Below are 16,599 nucleotides of genomic sequence, written 5' to 3'. Positions count from 1 at the left end.
ATGAACGCACGACTGGAGTACGACTCCGAACACCGCCAATTCCGTTCCGTGGTCCGCGATTTCGTCCGGCAGACGGTCGCGCCCGCCCACGAGGACTGGGAACACGCCGGCCGGCTGGACCGATCGCTGTTCACCGAGGCGGGCAAGCTGGGACTGCTCGGCTTCCCGGTCCCGGAGCGTTTCGGTGGGCCGGGAGTCGAGGATTTCCGCTACCACGCCATCGTGATCGAGGAGATCACGCGGGCGGGTGCGGCCGCGGCGGGTATCGCGTTCTCCCTGCAGAACGATGTGGTGCTTCCCTATCTGACCGATCTCACCGACGAGGAGCAGAAGGCCCGCTGGCTGCCCGGCGTCGTCACCGGTGAGACCGTCCTGGGGATCGCCATGACCGAACCGGGTACGGGCAGCGATCTCACCGGCATTCGCACCACCGCCGTACGCGACGGCGAGTATTACGTGGTCGACGGCAGCAAGACCTTCATCTCGAACGGGCAGAACGGTGACCTGTTCGTGGTCGCGGTCCGCACCGGCGAGGACAAGCACAAGGGGCTGACGCTGCTGGTCGTCGAGGCCGACACACCGGGATTCGGCCGCGGCCGCAACCTGGAGAAGATCGGCCTGCACGCCCAGGACACCAGCGAACTCACCTTCACCGAGATGCGGGTGCCGGTGGCGAACCGGCTCGGCGCCGACGGCGAGGGCTTCTATCAGCTGGTGCGGAATCTGCCGCAGGAGCGGTTGTCGCTCTCGGTCGGCGCGGTCGCGGCGGCCGAGGGAGTGCTCGCGCACACCCTGGACTACGTGCGCGAACGCAAGGCCTTCGGCGCCTCGATCGCGAGCTTCCAGAACACGCAATTCGTGCTGGCGGAATTGGCGACCGAACTCGATATCGCGCGGACCTTCCTCGACGACTGCCTTGCCGAACACATTTCCGGCGGCCTCACCGCGGCCCGCGCCGCCCGGCTGAAATGGTGGACCACCGAATTACAGATGCGAGTGGCCGACCGCTGCCTGCAGTTGCACGGCGGCTACGGGTATATGCGCGAATACGCGGTCTCGCGGGCCTTCGTCGACGCGCGTATTCAGAGCATCTACGGCGGCACCACCGAGATCATGAAGACGATCATCGCGAAGGAGCTGGGCATCTGATTTTCGGTGGACCACTCTAGAGTTGAGTGAACCGTCGTTCATTCGACTGCGCAGATACGGAAGGGTATGCCCGATGGCGAAGCGATCCGCACCGATGGAACTCGAGGAGGCGGTGCGCGCGGTGCGAACCAGCTCGCGCCGGCGCCAACTCCTCAACGCGGCCGTCGCCGTCATGCAGACCACGGGCTTTCATCAGATGTCGATGCAGGCGCTCGCGGATCAGGCCGATGTGAGCGTCGGACTCATCTACAAGTATTTCGGCGGTAAGGAAGACCTGCTGCTCGCGGCGATCGTCGATATTCTCGACGCCTTCCGGGACGAATTGGCTCCGGCCATGGACGCGGTCGGCGACGATCCGGTGGAGCGGCTCGTCTCCGGTTTCCGGCACTACGTGGAAATCGTCGACGAGAATCTCGACGCCGTGGTCCTGACCTATCGGGAGAGCCGGACCCTCGATCCGGAGGGCCGCGAACGGATCAAGGAGCTCGAGGTCGAAACCTCCGCCCCGCTGCGGGCCGCCGTCGAGGCGGGTATCGCGGCGGGTCTGATGAACGACCTCGATCCGGATCTCGTCGTCTTCAACCTGATGATGCTCGCCCACGCCTGGGCCCTCAAACATTGGCATTTCGCGCCGCGCTACACCGTCGAGCAGTACATCCGGGCACAGGTGCGTTTCGTGCTGCCCACCGTGCTCGCCCCCGGAGTCGCCGAGCGCTATCGACATCTCATGGAGTGAACTATCTTGTCGGTCACGCTGTCTCGTACCGGCGCCGTCGGCGTCCTCACCCTCGACCGCCCGCCGGTCAATGCCTTCGATGAGGAACAGGCCGGTGAATTCGCCACCGCGGTAGCCGAATTCGGCGCCGATCCGGCGGTGCGTGCGGTCGTGGTGCGCAGTGCGGCGAAGGTGTTCAGCGCGGGTGCCGATATCGCCATGATGGATTCGTGGCGGGAACTGCCCGACCGGGGTGTGCGGCTGGAGAAGTTCTGCCTGCTGCTGCAGGATGCGTTCGCGGCCCTGGCGGCACTGGAAAAACCCACGATCGCCGAGATCGGCGGTGCGGCCACCGGCGGCGGATTCGAACTCGCCCTCGCCTGCGATTTCCGGGTCGCGCGGGCGACCGCGAAGATCGGGTTGCCCGAGGTCGGAATCGGTTTGCTGCCGGGAGCCGGTGGCACTCAGCGGCTTACCCGCCTGGTCGGACCGGCCACCGCGTACCGGCTGATTCTCGGCGCGGAGCTGATCGACGCGACGACGGCCGAGCGGCTCGGCCTCGTGCACTGGGCCGTCGACGATGCGGCGGCCACGGCGATGACGCTAGCCGAACGCCTGGCCGATCTTCCCGCGGATGCCTACACCGCCGCCAAACGGTGTATCGACGCGGCGGGCACCGGAGACGGGTACGGCTTGGAGCGCACCGAAATCGGGGCACTCATCCACACCGAGGAAACCGGGCGCCGCTTGGATCGATTCGTTTCCCGCTAGGGCGAATTTCTCGTGCGTCGATTCGGCGGAGCTGCGGCTGTTGTCCGAATCCGGCTCCGCTCGGCCGCGCGATGCCTAGAGTGCGCTCATGAGCAGAGTGGGCGCCCTGGTTCGAGTCGCGCTGGCCTATGTCGTAGCCGTCGTCGCGGGTCTCGCCTGGCTGCTGTGGGGGCCGGATACCGGACAGCTGTGGTTGAACGGCCTGATCGCCGACTTGATCGCCACGGTTGTGATCTTCGTATTCAGCCGGATCTACCGGAATTCCAGCTTCTACGACCCGTACTGGAGCGTGATCCCGCCCCTGCTGGCCTTCTACTGGTGGATTCGCAGCGACGAGCCGTCGAATACGACCCGCTGGTGGCTGATGATGGCCGTCATGCTGGTGTGGGCGGTGCGGCTCACCGCCAACTGGGTGACGACCTTTCCCGGTATGCACCATGAGGATTGGCGCTATCCGATGGTGCGCGAACGAGCGGGCAGGTTCGCCTTCGTCGCGGATCTGTTCGGAATCCACGTCTTTCCGACGCTGCAGGTGTTCGCCGGGCTGATTCCGGTGTACGTGGTGGCGACGCGCGCCGGCGAACCGTTCGGTGCGCTCGATATCGTCGCAGTCGTGATCGGTGCGGGTGCGGTTGCCTTGGAAACCGTCGCCGACCTGCAGATGCATCGCTTCGCCGCCACCACATCGCCGGGCCAGGTCATGGACCGCGGGGTGTGGGCGTGGTCGCGGCATCCGAACTATTTCGGCGAGTGCGGCGTCTGGCTCTCGTTCGGCCTGTTCGGGCTCGCGGCCGCCCCGGGCAGCTGGTGGGTTCTCGCGGGGGTGGTGACCATGGTGGCGATGTTCGTGGGCGTCAGCATTCCGATGATGGAACAGCGCAGCCTGCAGCGGCGGCCGGCGTATCGGGATGTGGTGCACAGGGTTTCGGTATTCGTTCCCCTGCCGCCGCGGAAACGAGCGGCATGACCGGACCTCGGGTCGTCATCGGGGGTGCTGCCGACCCTGCGCGTCGTGGGTTCGACGACGTCTTCGCGGTGGGCGACGTGGCGGCCACCGACCGGTAGCGACCCGAGCGCGTGCCATGCTGCCGACGGGCACGCAGCGGGCAATACTGCACGGGTGAGCGGTTCCGAGAACGACACCGACGACGTTCCGGCGTGGGCACGCCGCACGGCCGGCGAATCACGCTGGGCGGCGACGGCCGCGATGGTGGGCATCATCGTCCTGCAAGTGCTGCTACCCGATCACTTTCAGCTGCGCCCGGTCTGGCTGCTGCCGATGCTGGAAACGGTGCTGCTGATCGTGCTGGTGGCGAGTAGCCCGGTGCGCCTGGACCGTGAGGAGATCTGGCTGCGTTGGTGCAGCCTGGGGTTGTCGGCGCTGCTCGGCATCGCCACCGCCTGGTCGGTGTTCCGGCTGGTGGCCGGCCTGATCAACGGCACGCTCAGCAACGATCCGCCGGTCCTGCTCGGTTCCGGCGCGGCGATCTGGCTGACCAACGTCACCGTATTCGCGCTCTGGTTCTGGGAACTCGATCGCGGCGGCCCGGCCGCACGGGCGCACGCCCGCGAACAGCTACCCGATTTCCTGTTCGTCCAGATGCAGAATCCCGAGCTCTCCCCCGCCGACTGGGAGCCGGAATTCCTCGACTACCTCTACCTGTCGTTCACCAATGCCACCGCGTTCAGCCCCACCGATGTGATGCCGATGACGCGCTGGGCCAAGACGCTGATGATGGCCGAATCCGCGTTGTCGCTGATCACCGCGGCACTGGTCATCGCGCGGGCGGTCAACGTCTTGAAGTGAGGACGGCGCGGAGTTTTCCGAGCCGCCGGAGCGGCTCGCCTACCGGTCCACCAGTTCGGCCACCGCGAGCCGGGCGGCATTGGCGCCGCACATGCCGTGGGCGCCCGGTCCGGGCGGGGTCGCTGCCGAGCAGATGTACATGCCGCGAACGCCGAGGCTATAGGGCGACAACGTGGTTCGCGGTCCGAACATCAGCTGGCGAATGTCCTTGGCGCCGGTCATGATGTCGCCGCCGACATAGTTCGGGTTGTACACGGCCATCTCGGTGGTCGAGCGAACCGCCTGTCCCACAATGCGTTCCCGGAAGCCGGGGGCGAACCGCTCGATCTGCGCGATGATCGCCTCGGTCGCATCGCCCGAATAGCCGTTGGGCACATGGGCGTAACTCCACACCGGGTGAATGTCACCGGCCGAACGTTGTGGATCGGCCAGATACTGCTGCCCGACCAGTACGAAAGGACGCTCGGGCATCCGGCCCGCGTGGATCTCGCGTTCACCGGCGGCCACCTCCGCGTAGGTCCCGCCGAGGTGCACGGTCCCCGCCCGGTGCGCGTGCGGAGCGGTCCACGGCACCCCACCGGCGACCGCGAAGTCGACCTTGTAGGCCCCGGGCCCGCGCCGGAAACGGGCGAACGCATGCCGAACTCGTCGCGGTAACCGATCGCCGAGAATACGAGCGACGGCATCGGGCGCCAGATCGAACATGGTGATGTCGGCCGGCGGCAACTGTGCCGCCGACTCGACCCGCACCCCGGTCTCGATCTTTCCGCCCAGCTCCGCCAGCAGCGCCGCCAGCGCATCCGCAATCGCCTGTGATCCGCCTTCGGCCACCGCCCAGCCGTGCCGATGACCGGCGGTGAGGATGCCGAGGCCGACGGCCGATGTGAGCGGATGGTGCAGCGGCCGGAAGGCATGGACCGCAACGCCACCGAACAGTGCCCGCGCCTGCTCGGTGCGGAACACCCGGGCGAAGGCCGAACCGGGCAGCAGCGTCGGCATCCCGAAGCGAGCCAACGTCAACGGGTGATGCGGTACGCGCAGCAGCGGGCGCATGATGTCCTCGCTCAGCGCGTCGTAGCGGCGCACCGGGCGGTCGAATGCCAGTCGCCAGCGCGAGCCGTCGCGACCGAGCCCGGCCGCGGTCTGCTCGACCGAGCGGTACAGCACCCCTGCGCTGCCGTCGTCGAGCGGATGCACACAATCGATCTCGGGCAACCGCCAGGTCAGTCCGTAGCGGTCGAGCCCCAGGCCGGCGAGGAACGGTGACCCGACGGCCATCGGGTGGATGGCCGAGCAGTGATCGTGCAGCAGACCGGGAACGATGGCCTCGCTGCTGCGCGTACCGCCGCCGATCTGCTCGGCAGCCTCGAGCACGGTGACCTCGACACCTTCGGAGGCGAGGGCGACGGCGGCGGCGAGCCCGTTGGGCCCGCCGCCGACCACCAGTGCGGTTGTCACGCCACCACTCCGAAATCGTCCTGGCTGGGCTCGGTCTGCACCGGGCGAACCCAGATGGGCCGCAACGGAATCGGACCGTTGGGCAGCCACGGCTGCTCGGCGACGGCATCGGCGACATTCCAGGTGCCGCGTTCGATCACGCCCAGCGCGGCGTCGATCAGCTTGTAGTGCTGCACGCCGCTGCCGAACGCCTCCGACTCCACCCAGGCGATCACACATTCGCCGGGTTCGAAGCGAGCCTCGTCCTGCACCGCGCGGATCATCTCCTCGTCGTGGAAGTGGCCGTCACCGAAATTGAACCCCACGATCGAGTTGCAGAGGAACTCCCCCTCCCGGACCGTGCGCGAATCGATATCGGGCAGCCGTGAGATCAGCAGCGAGAACAGGCCCCGCCCCTGGCTGTGCAGGGTGCGCCAGGCAATCGTCTTCTGCAAGGTGATCTCCGCCCACTGCGGGTCGTAACCGAATTCGATGAACTGATCGATCTGATTGCGGGCCGAGCGGGTCACCCGGTTCAACTTCTCCTCGGCGCCCGGGGTGAACGTCCACACCGCCGAGGCCCAGTTGCCCGCGTACTGCCGCATCGACGGCAGGAACGAGACCTTGTCGGGCCGCAGATTGCCGAGCACCGGGAAGAACAGCAGCGCGGCGACCACCGGAACGACCAGCCACACCGGCGACATGTCCCACACGGCGTATCCGTTCCAGGCGGGGAAGCCCAGGAACAGGAAGACGGTGGCGTAGGCGAACAGCACGTTCCATTCCAACGGCACCGCCAGCGGGAAGGTGGACACGATGAAGAGGTGGAAGATCACCATGATCAGCACCGCGACCAGGGTCACCCACTTGTTCGTGGAGAACAACAGCACCAGCGGAACCAGCATCTCCACGCAGGTGCCGTTGACGTGGGCCATGAAATGCGCGATGCCGGAGGGACGCATATCGCGCGGGAAATCCTTGTAGTGCGCGCGTTTCACCGATTTGAACGGCACCGACGGGCTGTTGGACACCATCGGCGGCACCACGTTGGAGAAATGCTTGCCGAGTTTGGAGAAGCCGGCGCACACCCAGACGACCACGATCAGCAGTTTCAACGCGACGATCATGTTCACGAACGGGAACACCGTGAACGCGATCAGCGCCGGCAGATATTGCTCGCCGCGGGCGCCGAGGAAGACGACCTTGTCGCGCAGGCCGTTGAGGATCAGCAGCACGATCGGCGCCGCCAGCGCGGCGGGCGCGATGAGCCCGGAGGTGTTGCCCGGAAGTACCGCCGCGAGCGAATCACTGTGCGCGCCGGGCAGAACCAGCGCGATCACCAAACTCGCGAGCAGGGCCAGATACAGGGTGACGTCGAACCAGGTGCGGCGATCACCGCCGGTGCCGGGCATCCACGCCCACGGGCGTTGCCGGATCGTGCCGGGTCGGGCCCAGAAGAGGATGCCGCCGGTCATCGGTTTGACCTTGCCGGCCAACGGGCCCCAGGAACCGGCGAGGCCGAGAACCTCCAGCAGCACCGTCCAGACGACGGCCTTCTGATAGACGATCGGCTGATTCCACCATTCGACGACATGCCAGAACGCCGGCAGGCCGGAAGTCAGTGTGGCCACGGTGATTCCGCCGATCGCGTAGAGCACGATCAACTTGAGGATGTAGACGCAATGCACCATTTTCGGTGAGCCGAAGCCGTTCTCGGCCCAATCGGCGCCGAGGATGCGCATGCGCTCCATCAGCGGTTGCTGCAGGAATGTGTCCGGATCGACGGCCGGCAGATCCGGCTTGGTGAATCCCATCGGAATATCTCCTTCTCGTGGGGGCGGATCAGGCGGTCGGCACGCGGCGCAGCGACGGTTTGTCGAGTTTGCCGACGGCGTTCTTGGGCAGGTCGTCGAGGAAAGTGATCGCCACGGGCAGTTTGTATTTCGACAAATTGCGCCGGGTATGGGCGAGCACCTGTTCGGCGGTGAGAGTGGCGCCGGAATTCAGGGCGAGGAACAGCACCGGCTCCTCGCCGTAGAGCTCGCTGGCCCGGCCGACCACCGCGGCCTCGGCGACCTCGGGCAGCTGGTAGACGACGCTCTCGATCTCCTTGGGATAGATGTTCTCGCCGCCCCGGATGATCATGTCCTTGGCGCGGTCCACCAGGACGAGATAGCCGTCCTCGTCGATCCGGCCGATATCGCCGGTGCGCAGCCAGCCGTCGACAACTGTGCGAGCCGTGTCCTCCGGCCGATTCAGGTAGCCACGCATGACATTCGGGCCCTGGATCAGGACCTCGCCCGCGGCGCCGTCGGCGACCGGTGTGCCGTCCGGGTCGGCGATGCGGATGGACTGGCCGGGCAGCGGGAGACCGACCGTGCCCGGCTTGCGGCGGCCACGCAGCGGGTTGACCACGCTCGCACAGGTGCCCTCGGACAATCCGTAACCCTCGACGATCGATATGCCGTAACGGCTTTCGAACTTCCGCAGCAGTTCGGCACTGGCAGGCGCCGCGCCACACACCGCGAAACGCACCGCCGAGGTATCGGGGGTGACCTCCGGCGGCAGGTCGGCCAGCATCGTGTAGATGGTCGGCACCGCGGAGAAGTAGGTGGCGCCACTGCGTTCGAGCCGGGCGAAGAACGTGCCGGGGGCGAACCGGCCCGCGATCGTGGTGCGCCCACCGGCGAGCAGCGGGGCGAGGGTGCTCACCACGATCCCGTTGACGTGGAACAGCGGCAGGATCAGGAGGCTGTGGTCGGCGGCCGTGAGTTCGAAGGCGCCGATCACCATGGCGCACATGGCCTTCAGATTCGCGTGGTCGAGCATCACGCCCTTGGGCCGCCCGGTGGTCCCGCTGGTGTAGACCAGCAGGGCCAGCGCGTCGTCGCGGACTTCGGCGGTGGTATCGGCGGGCGGGGGCGCGGTGAGCTCGGCCGGGGTGAGCACGGTGATCCCGATATCCATCGGCCGATCGGTGACCAGGACCTTGGCGCCGGCGTCGGCGCCCTGAAAGCCGACCTCGGCCGGAACGAGCGACGGATTGATCGGCGTCACCGCGGCGCCCAGACGCCATGCGGCGAACAGGGATACCACCAGCGTCACGGTGTTCGGCAGCATCACCGCGACCACGTCACCGGGCGAAACTCCCTGTGCGGCAAACGCGGTGGCGGCCCGCCGCACCGCGTCGGCGAATTCGGCGTTGGTCAACTCGACCTGATCGTCGGCCACACAGGGTGCGCCGGGATCGTGGCGGCTTCGAAGGTCGGGCAACTCGGAAAGGTGCATGGACGGGTCCTGAATCCTCGGTGTCGAACGGATACGTCAACGCTAGGAATCAGTGAGCTGGACCACACCGTCGTCCGTGGACGAATTACTGCCGAAGTCTTGTCTCTGCGAGACAAAGATCACGCGCCGAGACCTCGGAGCGCGTTCGATGGTCAGCGAGTGAGGACCGTCTTGCCGTACCAGTGGCACACCAGCAGTGCGAGTTCCACGTCGAGCCGGGCGTCGGCGATGGGCCGGCCACGCCGCGACACGGCCCGGCCCACCCGGTATTTCACCGAGTTGTAGTGCAGATCCAGTTCCTGCGCGGCCGCCTTGTAACTGGACCCGGTCCGGAGAAATACCCGCAGGGTGTCGCGCAGCCGCGCATCGCTCGCGGTGTCGGTGGCCAGTGGACCGAGAACGTCGGCCACCCAGTCCCGGACCGCGGCCGGATTCCCGCCGAGTAAGGCGGCCGCCATCAATCCGGGATCGGTGGACGCCACGATCTTGTCCTCGGGCCCGCGCCGTGCCGCCACGGCGCGGGCCTGCTGGGCCTGGCGGTGGGACCGGCGGAATCCGTCGACTCCCACCCCCACCGCCCCGATCGCGATGTGCGGAGTATCGGGCCGGCCGAGGGCGAACCGGCGGATCTGCTCGGCCGGATCGCCGGGATCCGAGGTGAACGGCAACCAGACCCACCCGCTGGTGCGGTCGGCCGCGGCGAACAGCGGAGCGGCGGCGGCATCGACGGCACCGGCCAGTTCACGGACGAACCGCTGCAACCGGGCCAGGTCGTCGCTGTCGGAGTCGGCGTCCGGGTACCAGAGCACCATCGCCACGTGATGCCGGCGCAACGGATACCGGATCGCGGCGGTGGCGTCGTCCACGTCGACGGCCGTGTCCTGGGCCAGCATCTCGCGGACTCGCATGGCGCGCACGCTGTTCCGGTTCTCCAGCCACCGCTCACGTTCCTCCTCGTAGACCGCGACGACCTGCTGTGAGATCCAGTCGATGTAGGCGAACAGCACGTCGGTGATCTCCTCGATCACCGCGATCCGGGTGGTCGGCTCCATATCTATGGCGTGCAGCTCCGCGAAGACCAGCTCGGTCAACCGCCGCTGCCCCAGCCGATACGCCCGCACCAGCGCGTTCACCGGAACCCCGTGCTGCGCGAGCCGCCGGGCGTATTCCAGCGCGGCGGTCGGCGCGGTGATCCGCTCCACCGCGATGCCGTGCCGCAGCGCATGCAGAATCGTGTCGACATTCCCCTCGACACTCGCCCCCAGCAACTCCACCGTCCGCGCATCCCCCCGCAACTCCGGTATGAGCTGTTCGAGCGCATCCTTGATGAGCGAGCTGACCCCGGTCACCTGCTCGTTCATCCGCGCGGCGATCCGGGCCACATATTCTCCCGAACCGACCTCGCCGTCGTGCGCCTTCGTCACACCACGGACGGTAGGCCCCGAACGCCCACCTCGACCGGCGTTCCGCCCGAAATTCGTCCTCCCGGAACAAAGGCGGATGTGGAATCTGTCTCGGCGCGATCAGCGACCGGTCCGAGACGAGAAGATCCGGTTCCCCGCCGGGCTGTCGCTACCGGATACGACGCGTACCCGGACGTATGCTGTGAACCCACGGTCGGTCACCCGCTGCGCTCCTGACCTGCCATTACAGGCTCACGGTCGGGTCGGGAGGGGTTTGCTACCGGCCACGTATGCGTCGCTCCACACAACCTGGAGGAACATCGCATGAAGAAACTCGTATCGGAACGAGCTCCGTGGATGGCCCGCCGTACGACCCGCATCGGGTCGATCGCTGCCGCAGCGATCACGGCGTCCTTCGTCGCGCTGACACTCGCGTTCTCCGCACCCCCCGGCCAGCCGCAGACATCGGCTCCCTCCCCGACCTTTCCCCCTCCCCTCCCGACCTTCCCTCCTCCCCTCCCGACCTTTCCTCCTCCTCTCCCGACCTTCCCCCCTCCTGGCGGAAGCGGCTCGGCCGGGTGTGCCACGTGGAGCGGCTCGGCTGGTTCGAGCGGTTCGGGTAGCTGTTGAGAGCAGCGGCGCGCGAAGGGTTCCGCGGGGCGCCCCGTTCATCCGGGACCAGTCATGGCCGTCGAAGACAAAAAATCCCCCCGACCACAGGTCGAGGGGATTTCAAAGTGGCCAAGGCCGGGATCGAACCGGCGACCTTCCGCTTTTCAGGCGGACGCTCGTACCAACTGAGCTACCTGGCCGGGGCACCCGAACCGAATGCCGTACAACAAAGCGACCCTGACGGGACTCGAACCCGCGACCTCCGCCGTGACAGGGCGGCGCGCTAACCAACTGCGCCACAGGGCCTTGCATGCTCTCAACGGTGTTGCCACCGTACCCCCTACGGGATTCGAACCCGCGCTACCGCCTTGAAAGGGCGGCGTCCTAGGCCGCTAGACGAAGGGGGCCCGCCGGATCTCTCCGGTCCGTACCTCAACGGCTTCCGTTGGGAGCTCGCATAGCTTATGACAGGCTTTGCGCTATTCCCAAATCGGCTGGTCAGAGGCCCAGATTCAGATCTTCCAGGCGTGCCGAGGCCTTCCAGCCGTGCCGGCGGAACTCCTCGAGCCAATCCTGAGTCGCCATCGCCTCGATGATCACCTCCAGCGCCTCGGTGAACCGGGTGCGCAGATCGACCCCGCCGCCGAGCAGATCGATGATGTAGCGCTGTCCGGCCAGCGCGGCCGCCAGGGTGCGGGTGAACCGGTCCGGGTCGGTGTCCAGGCGCAGTTGCTTGCGGTCGACGGCACGCACCGCGAGCAGTCGCGCCGACCGGCTGACGATCCGGCTGCCGCCCGACCGCGCGTCCTGATAGAACTCGGGTTCGATCACGAGCCGGAACTCCGCCTGGGCGATGATGTCGTTCTCCAGGCGCAGCGCGACCTCGTCGATCATCCCGTGCATGATGTCCAGCGGCTCGAGATCCGTTCTGGCCAGCCACCTTTCGGTGGTCGCCCGATATCGTTCGACGGCAGCGTCCAGCACCGCCCGGGCCAGATCCTCCTTGGAATCGAAATGGAAGTACATCGCGCCCTTGGTCGCGCGCGATCCCTCCAATATGCGATTCAGCGATGCCGCGGCGTAGCCGCTCTTCCCGAATTCAACGGCGGCGGACCTGATGATCGCCGCCCGTGTCCGGCGGGCCCGCTCTTGCTGCCGTGCCATGCTCGAAACGCCTCCGAAGCTGCTTGCCGCCGGAGGAACCGATAGGGGACGGTCCTCGACGAGAAGTTATTAGATTTTCAAATACTTAATTCCGGGCTACCGCCCGGCTTTCAGACTTTTGGTACGAAAATTCGCAGGGATACCTGAAACACACCAGCTGGTATAGTTTCGACGTCCGGGTGCGCCGCAGGGGGTGCGCACCCGGGCGTTTTGTTCGTCTCGGATCCGCCTCCTGCGACGTCGTCTCCTCCGACCTCGCGACCGGCCCGGCCGATCGCGACATGTGCCGGCACAACAACCTTCGGCCGAATCCCAACCGCCGGAAGATCTCCCGGTTTCGCCGGAATTCACCAAGCGATCACCGTACCCCGAATCCCGAGACGACGCGCCACGTACCGAGGAGTCACTTCACCGGAAACCGGGACCGCTCGTGGCAAATGCCCGGTTAGCGCCCGCGTATGCGAATTCCGGCGCGCCCCAGCAATGTTCACCACCACGGCCGGCACCGTCGATACCCGGGACTCATCCCGGCCGCTGCGGTCGGCCACCGGGCGGATCCACCGACACGATCACCTCCCGTACCAAATATGTTGTCACGCACTACGTTTGGACAATGTTTCCACACTTCCGCGCTGAAACAAATTGCTGAGCAAGGAGATTGCCCGAGAATCGGCCGGGTATACGGGAACGCCCCGGCGCTGCCGGGCCGGCCGATCCGGGCACAGGTCCACCGGGCCGGGTCGGGCGGACGTCGCCCGGCGTTCAGGAGGCGCCCCGGGTCCCGCCGGCGGCGATCCCGCTCCCGGCATCCGCCACTTCGCCCCGGAGGGCCGCGCCACCAGGGCAGATGCCCACCGCCACACCGTCACACGGATACCGGTTACCACTTCCGCGCGCGAAACATTAGACTTGCGGACCGCGCCCCTATAGCTCAGTTGGTAGAGCTACGGACTTTTAATCCGCAGGTCCCAGGTTCGAGCCCTGGTGGGGGCACACCGATGGGCCGGAGCGAGAGTTCCGGCCCATCGTCGTCTCGGGCTCTGTTTCGTGCCGCGACCAGCGGCGCGGGCACCCGGGACCCAGAAATCCGATGCTCGGCTAACGTTCACGACTCCCAGGCGATACACCGTTGGCGCACAGGTCTCCCACCTACACTCGCACCGGTTGGGGCATGTGCCGAACACCCTTATGAGTTCCGTCACCGATGCTGTGAACTCATACAGGTGCGCTTCGCATCACACCTACGGTGCCGTAAGGTATGGGCGGCGGCGGCACGGCCAGCAGGGGGGCGACCAGCAATATCGCAGGACAACACCGAAGGGCGTATGTATGGCAAGGGATCTGACTCAACTCGAGCTGCTGACGGAGTTGGAGCCGGTTGCCGAAGAAAACGTCAACCGGCACCTTTCGATGGCCAAGGAATGGCACCCGCACGACTACGTGCCGTGGGACGAGGGGCGCAACTTCGCCGCGCTGGGCGGCGTCGACTGGGATCCGGAGCAGTCGAAGCTCAGTGAAGTGGCGAAGGCCGCGATGATCACCAACCTCCTCACCGAGGACAACCTGCCCTCCTACCACCGCGAAATCGCCGAGAACTTCTCCCAGGACGGCGCCTGGGGAACCTGGGTCGGTCGCTGGACCGCCGAGGAGAACCGCCACGGCATCGTGATGCGCGACTACCTCGTGGTCACCCGCGGCGTGGACCCGGTGGCGCTGGAACAGGCCCGCATGGTCCACATGACCAACGGCTTCGCCTCCCCTGCCGAGGCCGACGCCGGCTTCCTGCACTCGGTCGCCTATGTGACCTTCCAGGAGCTGGCCACCCGCGTCAGCCACCGCAACACCGGCAAGGTGTGCGACGACGCGATCGCCGACCGCATGCTGCAGCGCGTCGCCGCCGACGAGAACCTGCACATGATCTTCTACCGCAACATGTGCGGTGCGGCGCTGGATCTGGCGCCCGACCAGGCCCTCGACGCGATCACCCTGATCCTCGAGAACTTCCAGATGCCCGGCGCCGGAATGCCGAACTTCCGCCGCAACGGTGTGCTGATGGCCAAGCACGGCATCTACGACCTGCGCCAGCACCTCGAAGAGGTCGTCCAGCCGGTGCTGAAGAAGTGGCGCATCTTCGAGCGCGACGACTTCACCGCGCGCGGCGAGGCGACCCGCGAGCGGCTCGGCCTGTTCCTCGACCAGCTGGGCAAGGACGTCCTGAAGTTCGAGGAGCAGCGCGACCGCATGCTGGCCCGCGAGGCCGCCAAGCGCGAACGCGACCTCACCGCGGCGAGCTGAGCTCACCGCACGACTACGACCGGGACCGGTGCCGCACGGCACCGGTCCCGTCGCACGCACAGGGCACCCCTGTGATCTCTCGCACTGTCATTCGGATGGGACACTGGAACTCGTGACCGCGGCACTCGACACCAGAACCGGATTGCGAATCGGCCCCTACCCCGTCGATCCGCCGGTGGTGCTCGCCCCGATGGCCGGGATCACCAATGTCGCGTTCCGCAAGCTGTGCCGCGAATTCGGCAGCCGCACCTCGATCTACGTCTGCGAGATGATCACCGCCCGCGCGGTGGTCGAGCGGCACGAGAAGACGCTGCACATGATGGCCTTCGACGAGGACGAACATCCCCGCTCGATGCAGCTCTACGGCGTGGACCCGAAGACGCTCGGCGAGGCGGTGCGCATCATCGTCGGCGAGGGGTGGGCCGACCACATCGATATGAACCTCGGCTGTCCCGTGAAGAAGGTCACCCGGCTCGGCGGGGGTGCGGCGCTGCCCTACAAGCGGCGGCTGTTCGCCGAGATCGTGCGGGAGATGGTCGCGGCGGCCGAACCCGCCGGTGTCCCGGTGACATTCAAATTCCGCATCGGCATCGACGACGACCATCAGACCTATCTCGACACCGGACGCATCGCCGAGGCCGAGGGCGCCGCCGCGGTGTCGCTGCACGCCCGTACCGCCGCGCAGCTGTATTCCGGCACGGCCGACTGGTCGGCCATCGCGCGGCTCAAGGAAGCCGTCACCACGATCCCGGTACTCGGCAACGGCGATATCTTCAGCGCCGCAGACGCACTCGCGATGATCGCCGAAACCGGTTGTGACGGTGTGGTCGTCGGACGCGGCTGCTTGGGCAGACCGTGGCTGTTCGCCGAGCTGAGCGCCGCGCTGCGCGGGGAGCCGATTCCGGAGGGACCGCGACTGGGCCGGGTCGGCGAGATCCTGTACCGGCACGCGACGCTGCTCGTCGACCACGACGGCGAGGACAAGGCCATGCGCGATATCCGCAAACATATGGCCTGGTACTTCATGGGCTTCCCGCTCGGTTCGCAGCTGCGCCGCAGCTTCGCGACCGTGGGCAGCCTGACCCAGTTGCGCGAGCTGATCGACCAGCTGCCGCCGGATGTGCCGTTCCCCACGGATGCGCAGGGACCGCGCGGGCGACAGGGCTCACCCGCGGCGAAGGTGGTGCTGCCGGAGGGCTGGCTCGACGATCCCGAGGATCCCACCGTGCCCGCGGCCGCCGATGTGATGCACAGCGGAGGCTGACGCGCAGATACTCTCCGACCTGCGCCGACAGTGATGGCTGGTTTAGAAGTGGCCAACTGTGGCGTAATCGTTATCATGGCTGGGGCCGATTCGGCCGGATGTGACTGCGCGTGCCGCCACCGGAGTGATGGAATCGACAGCTCCGGTCGCGACGAAGAGTGAAGTGAGGTTCGTTGGTGGGTGACGACGATCGGCGCGGGCGTTCGTCCCGGCCCGGAGGTCGCGCCCCGTGGGAGCGATACCCTGCGCCGGATTCCGACGACGCCCCTCGCAACCGGCGTGCGGACGAACCGCAGACCTCCAAGCCGATCACCGTCCACGACCTCGTTCAGCGGGTCGACAGTGAACGTATCGAGCGTCGCCGCAAGGACGAGGCCGCGGACAAGCGCCGCAAAGCGGGCGAGAGCGGCTCCGGCCGCGGTCGTAACCCGCAGCCGGAGGACGCCGGCCGTCAGGCCGGAAACCGCGGGCGCACAACGGATAACACCGCCCGGCCCGCCACCGGTGCGAACCGGACGGCAGGTCGCGGCAACCCGCGAGCCGCCCAGCCTCCGAACCCGCCCGGCCGGGGCGGCAGCGAACGCCGGGTCGATCCCCGCGACCTCGCCCCCGGCGCCGCGCCACGTCCCGCAGCACCCGGACCCGCAGCACCCGGGCCCACGGCCCGCGGGCAGGCGCCGACCGGCGCATCGGG

The 16,599-nt window shown here is 67.2% G+C and carries 12 protein-coding genes, 4 tRNA genes and 1 pseudogene; 9 read left to right on the top strand and 8 right to left on the bottom strand.

What is annotated here, in order from left to right; all coding sequences use genetic code 11:
* From NN2_RS27010 to NN2_RS26990, 5 genes are all read left to right on the top strand, one after another.
* Complete coding sequence (locus tag NN2_RS27010; protein ID WP_063017045.1) at positions 1-1,149, top strand: acyl-CoA dehydrogenase family protein; 1,149 nt, start codon at positions 1-3, stop codon at positions 1,147-1,149.
* A 73-nt stretch (positions 1,150-1,222) separates the two neighbouring features.
* The gene (locus NN2_RS27005) at positions 1,223-1,885 is read left to right on the top strand and encodes a TetR/AcrR family transcriptional regulator (protein WP_063017043.1); all 663 of its coding nucleotides are present in this window, start codon (positions 1,223-1,225) and stop codon (positions 1,883-1,885) included.
* A 6-nt stretch (positions 1,886-1,891) separates the two neighbouring features.
* Positions 1,892-2,635, top strand: a complete 744-nt coding sequence (locus NN2_RS27000; RefSeq protein ID WP_063017041.1) for an enoyl-CoA hydratase/isomerase family protein — start codon at positions 1,892-1,894, stop codon at positions 2,633-2,635.
* Positions 2,636-2,723: 88 nt separating this feature from the next.
* A complete protein-coding gene (locus tag NN2_RS26995) occupies positions 2,724-3,602 on the top strand; it encodes a DUF1295 domain-containing protein (RefSeq protein WP_063017036.1) in 879 nt (292 codons plus the stop codon).
* Between the two features lie 153 nt (positions 3,603-3,755).
* Positions 3,756-4,442: a DUF1345 domain-containing protein gene (locus tag NN2_RS26990; RefSeq protein WP_030517465.1), complete on the top strand. Its 687-nt coding sequence runs from the start codon at positions 3,756-3,758 to the stop codon at positions 4,440-4,442.
* A gap of 39 nt (positions 4,443-4,481) precedes the next feature.
* Here the strand turns inward: NN2_RS26990 and NN2_RS26985 are convergent, their stop codons facing one another.
* The 8 genes from NN2_RS26985 to NN2_RS26950 all read right to left on the bottom strand — a co-directional run bounded on the left by NN2_RS26985 (position 4,482) and on the right by NN2_RS26950 (position 12,346).
* Complete coding sequence (locus NN2_RS26985) at positions 4,482-5,900, bottom strand: phytoene desaturase family protein (RefSeq protein ID WP_063017034.1); 1,419 nt, start codon at positions 5,898-5,900, stop codon at positions 4,482-4,484.
* Positions 5,897-7,693 carry a DUF3556 domain-containing protein gene (locus NN2_RS38255; protein WP_063017032.1) on the bottom strand — a complete coding sequence of 599 codons (1,797 nt, stop codon included), beginning with the start codon at positions 7,691-7,693 and terminating at the stop codon, positions 5,897-5,899. The genes NN2_RS26985 and NN2_RS38255 overlap by 4 nt, the downstream gene beginning before the upstream one ends.
* Positions 7,694-7,721: 28 nt before the next feature.
* The gene (locus NN2_RS26975) at positions 7,722-9,167 is read right to left on the bottom strand and encodes a class I adenylate-forming enzyme family protein (RefSeq protein WP_063017030.1); all 1,446 of its coding nucleotides are present in this window, start codon (positions 9,165-9,167) and stop codon (positions 7,722-7,724) included.
* A 152-nt stretch (positions 9,168-9,319) separates the two neighbouring features.
* A complete protein-coding gene (locus NN2_RS26970; RefSeq protein WP_063017029.1) occupies positions 9,320-10,591 on the bottom strand; it encodes a PucR family transcriptional regulator in 1,272 nt (423 codons plus the stop codon).
* Positions 10,592-11,308: 717 nt separating this feature from the next.
* Positions 11,309-11,382: transfer RNA gene (locus NN2_RS26965), tRNA-Phe, on the bottom strand.
* 32 nt (positions 11,383-11,414) lie between these two features.
* Positions 11,415-11,488, bottom strand: a tRNA-Asp gene (locus NN2_RS26960).
* A gap of 28 nt (positions 11,489-11,516) precedes the next feature.
* A tRNA-Glu gene (locus tag NN2_RS26955) sits at positions 11,517-11,589 on the bottom strand.
* A 91-nt stretch (positions 11,590-11,680) separates the two neighbouring features.
* On the bottom strand, positions 11,681-12,346 hold the full coding sequence (locus NN2_RS26950; RefSeq protein ID WP_063017027.1) for a TetR family transcriptional regulator: 666 nt from the start codon (positions 12,344-12,346) through the stop codon (positions 11,681-11,683).
* A 920-nt stretch (positions 12,347-13,266) separates the two neighbouring features.
* Between NN2_RS26950 and NN2_RS26945 the strand changes: the two genes are divergently transcribed.
* From NN2_RS26945 to NN2_RS26930, 4 genes and pseudogenes are all read left to right on the top strand, one after another.
* Positions 13,267-13,339: transfer RNA gene (locus NN2_RS26945), tRNA-Lys, on the top strand.
* 336 nt (positions 13,340-13,675) lie between these two features.
* On the top strand, positions 13,676-14,641 hold the full coding sequence (locus tag NN2_RS26940) for an acyl-ACP desaturase (protein WP_063017025.1): 966 nt from the start codon (positions 13,676-13,678) through the stop codon (positions 14,639-14,641).
* 142 nt (positions 14,642-14,783) lie between these two features.
* Complete coding sequence (dusB, locus tag NN2_RS26935) at positions 14,784-15,905, top strand: tRNA dihydrouridine synthase DusB (RefSeq protein ID WP_197516698.1); 1,122 nt, start codon at positions 14,784-14,786, stop codon at positions 15,903-15,905.
* A 176-nt stretch (positions 15,906-16,081) separates the two neighbouring features.
* Positions 16,082-16,599: pseudogene (locus NN2_RS26930) on the top strand (hypothetical protein); the annotation flags it as partial.

Origin of the sequence: Nocardia nova NBRC 15556, assembly GCF_001613005.1 — a bacterium.
Classification (GTDB): domain Bacteria; phylum Actinomycetota; class Actinomycetes; order Mycobacteriales; family Mycobacteriaceae; genus Nocardia; species Nocardia nova.
The sequence above is the reverse complement of the archived record's forward strand: the minus strand, read 5'-3'. Positions and strand labels throughout refer to the sequence as shown.

What these genes read in the sequence shown, in the direction of transcription:
- NN2_RS26995 (WP_063017036.1), top strand. Translation starts at nt 2,724, where the DNA reads ATGAGCAGAGTGGGCGCCCTGGTTCGAGTCGCGCTGGCCTATGTCGTA.
- NN2_RS26950 (WP_063017027.1), bottom strand. Translation starts at nt 12,346, where the DNA reads ATGGCACGGCAGCAAGAGCGGGCCCGCCGGACACGGGCGGCGATCATC.
- NN2_RS27005 (WP_063017043.1), top strand. Translation starts at nt 1,223, where the DNA reads ATGGCGAAGCGATCCGCACCGATGGAACTCGAGGAGGCGGTGCGCGCG.
- NN2_RS38255 (WP_063017032.1), bottom strand. Translation starts at nt 7,693, where the DNA reads ATGGGATTCACCAAGCCGGATCTGCCGGCCGTCGATCCGGACACATTC.
- NN2_RS26940 (WP_063017025.1), top strand. Translation starts at nt 13,676, where the DNA reads ATGGCAAGGGATCTGACTCAACTCGAGCTGCTGACGGAGTTGGAGCCG.
- NN2_RS26975 (WP_063017030.1), bottom strand. Translation starts at nt 9,167, where the DNA reads ATGCACCTTTCCGAGTTGCCCGACCTTCGAAGCCGCCACGATCCCGGC.
- NN2_RS27010 (WP_063017045.1), top strand. Translation starts at nt 1, where the DNA reads ATGAACGCACGACTGGAGTACGACTCCGAACACCGCCAATTCCGTTCC.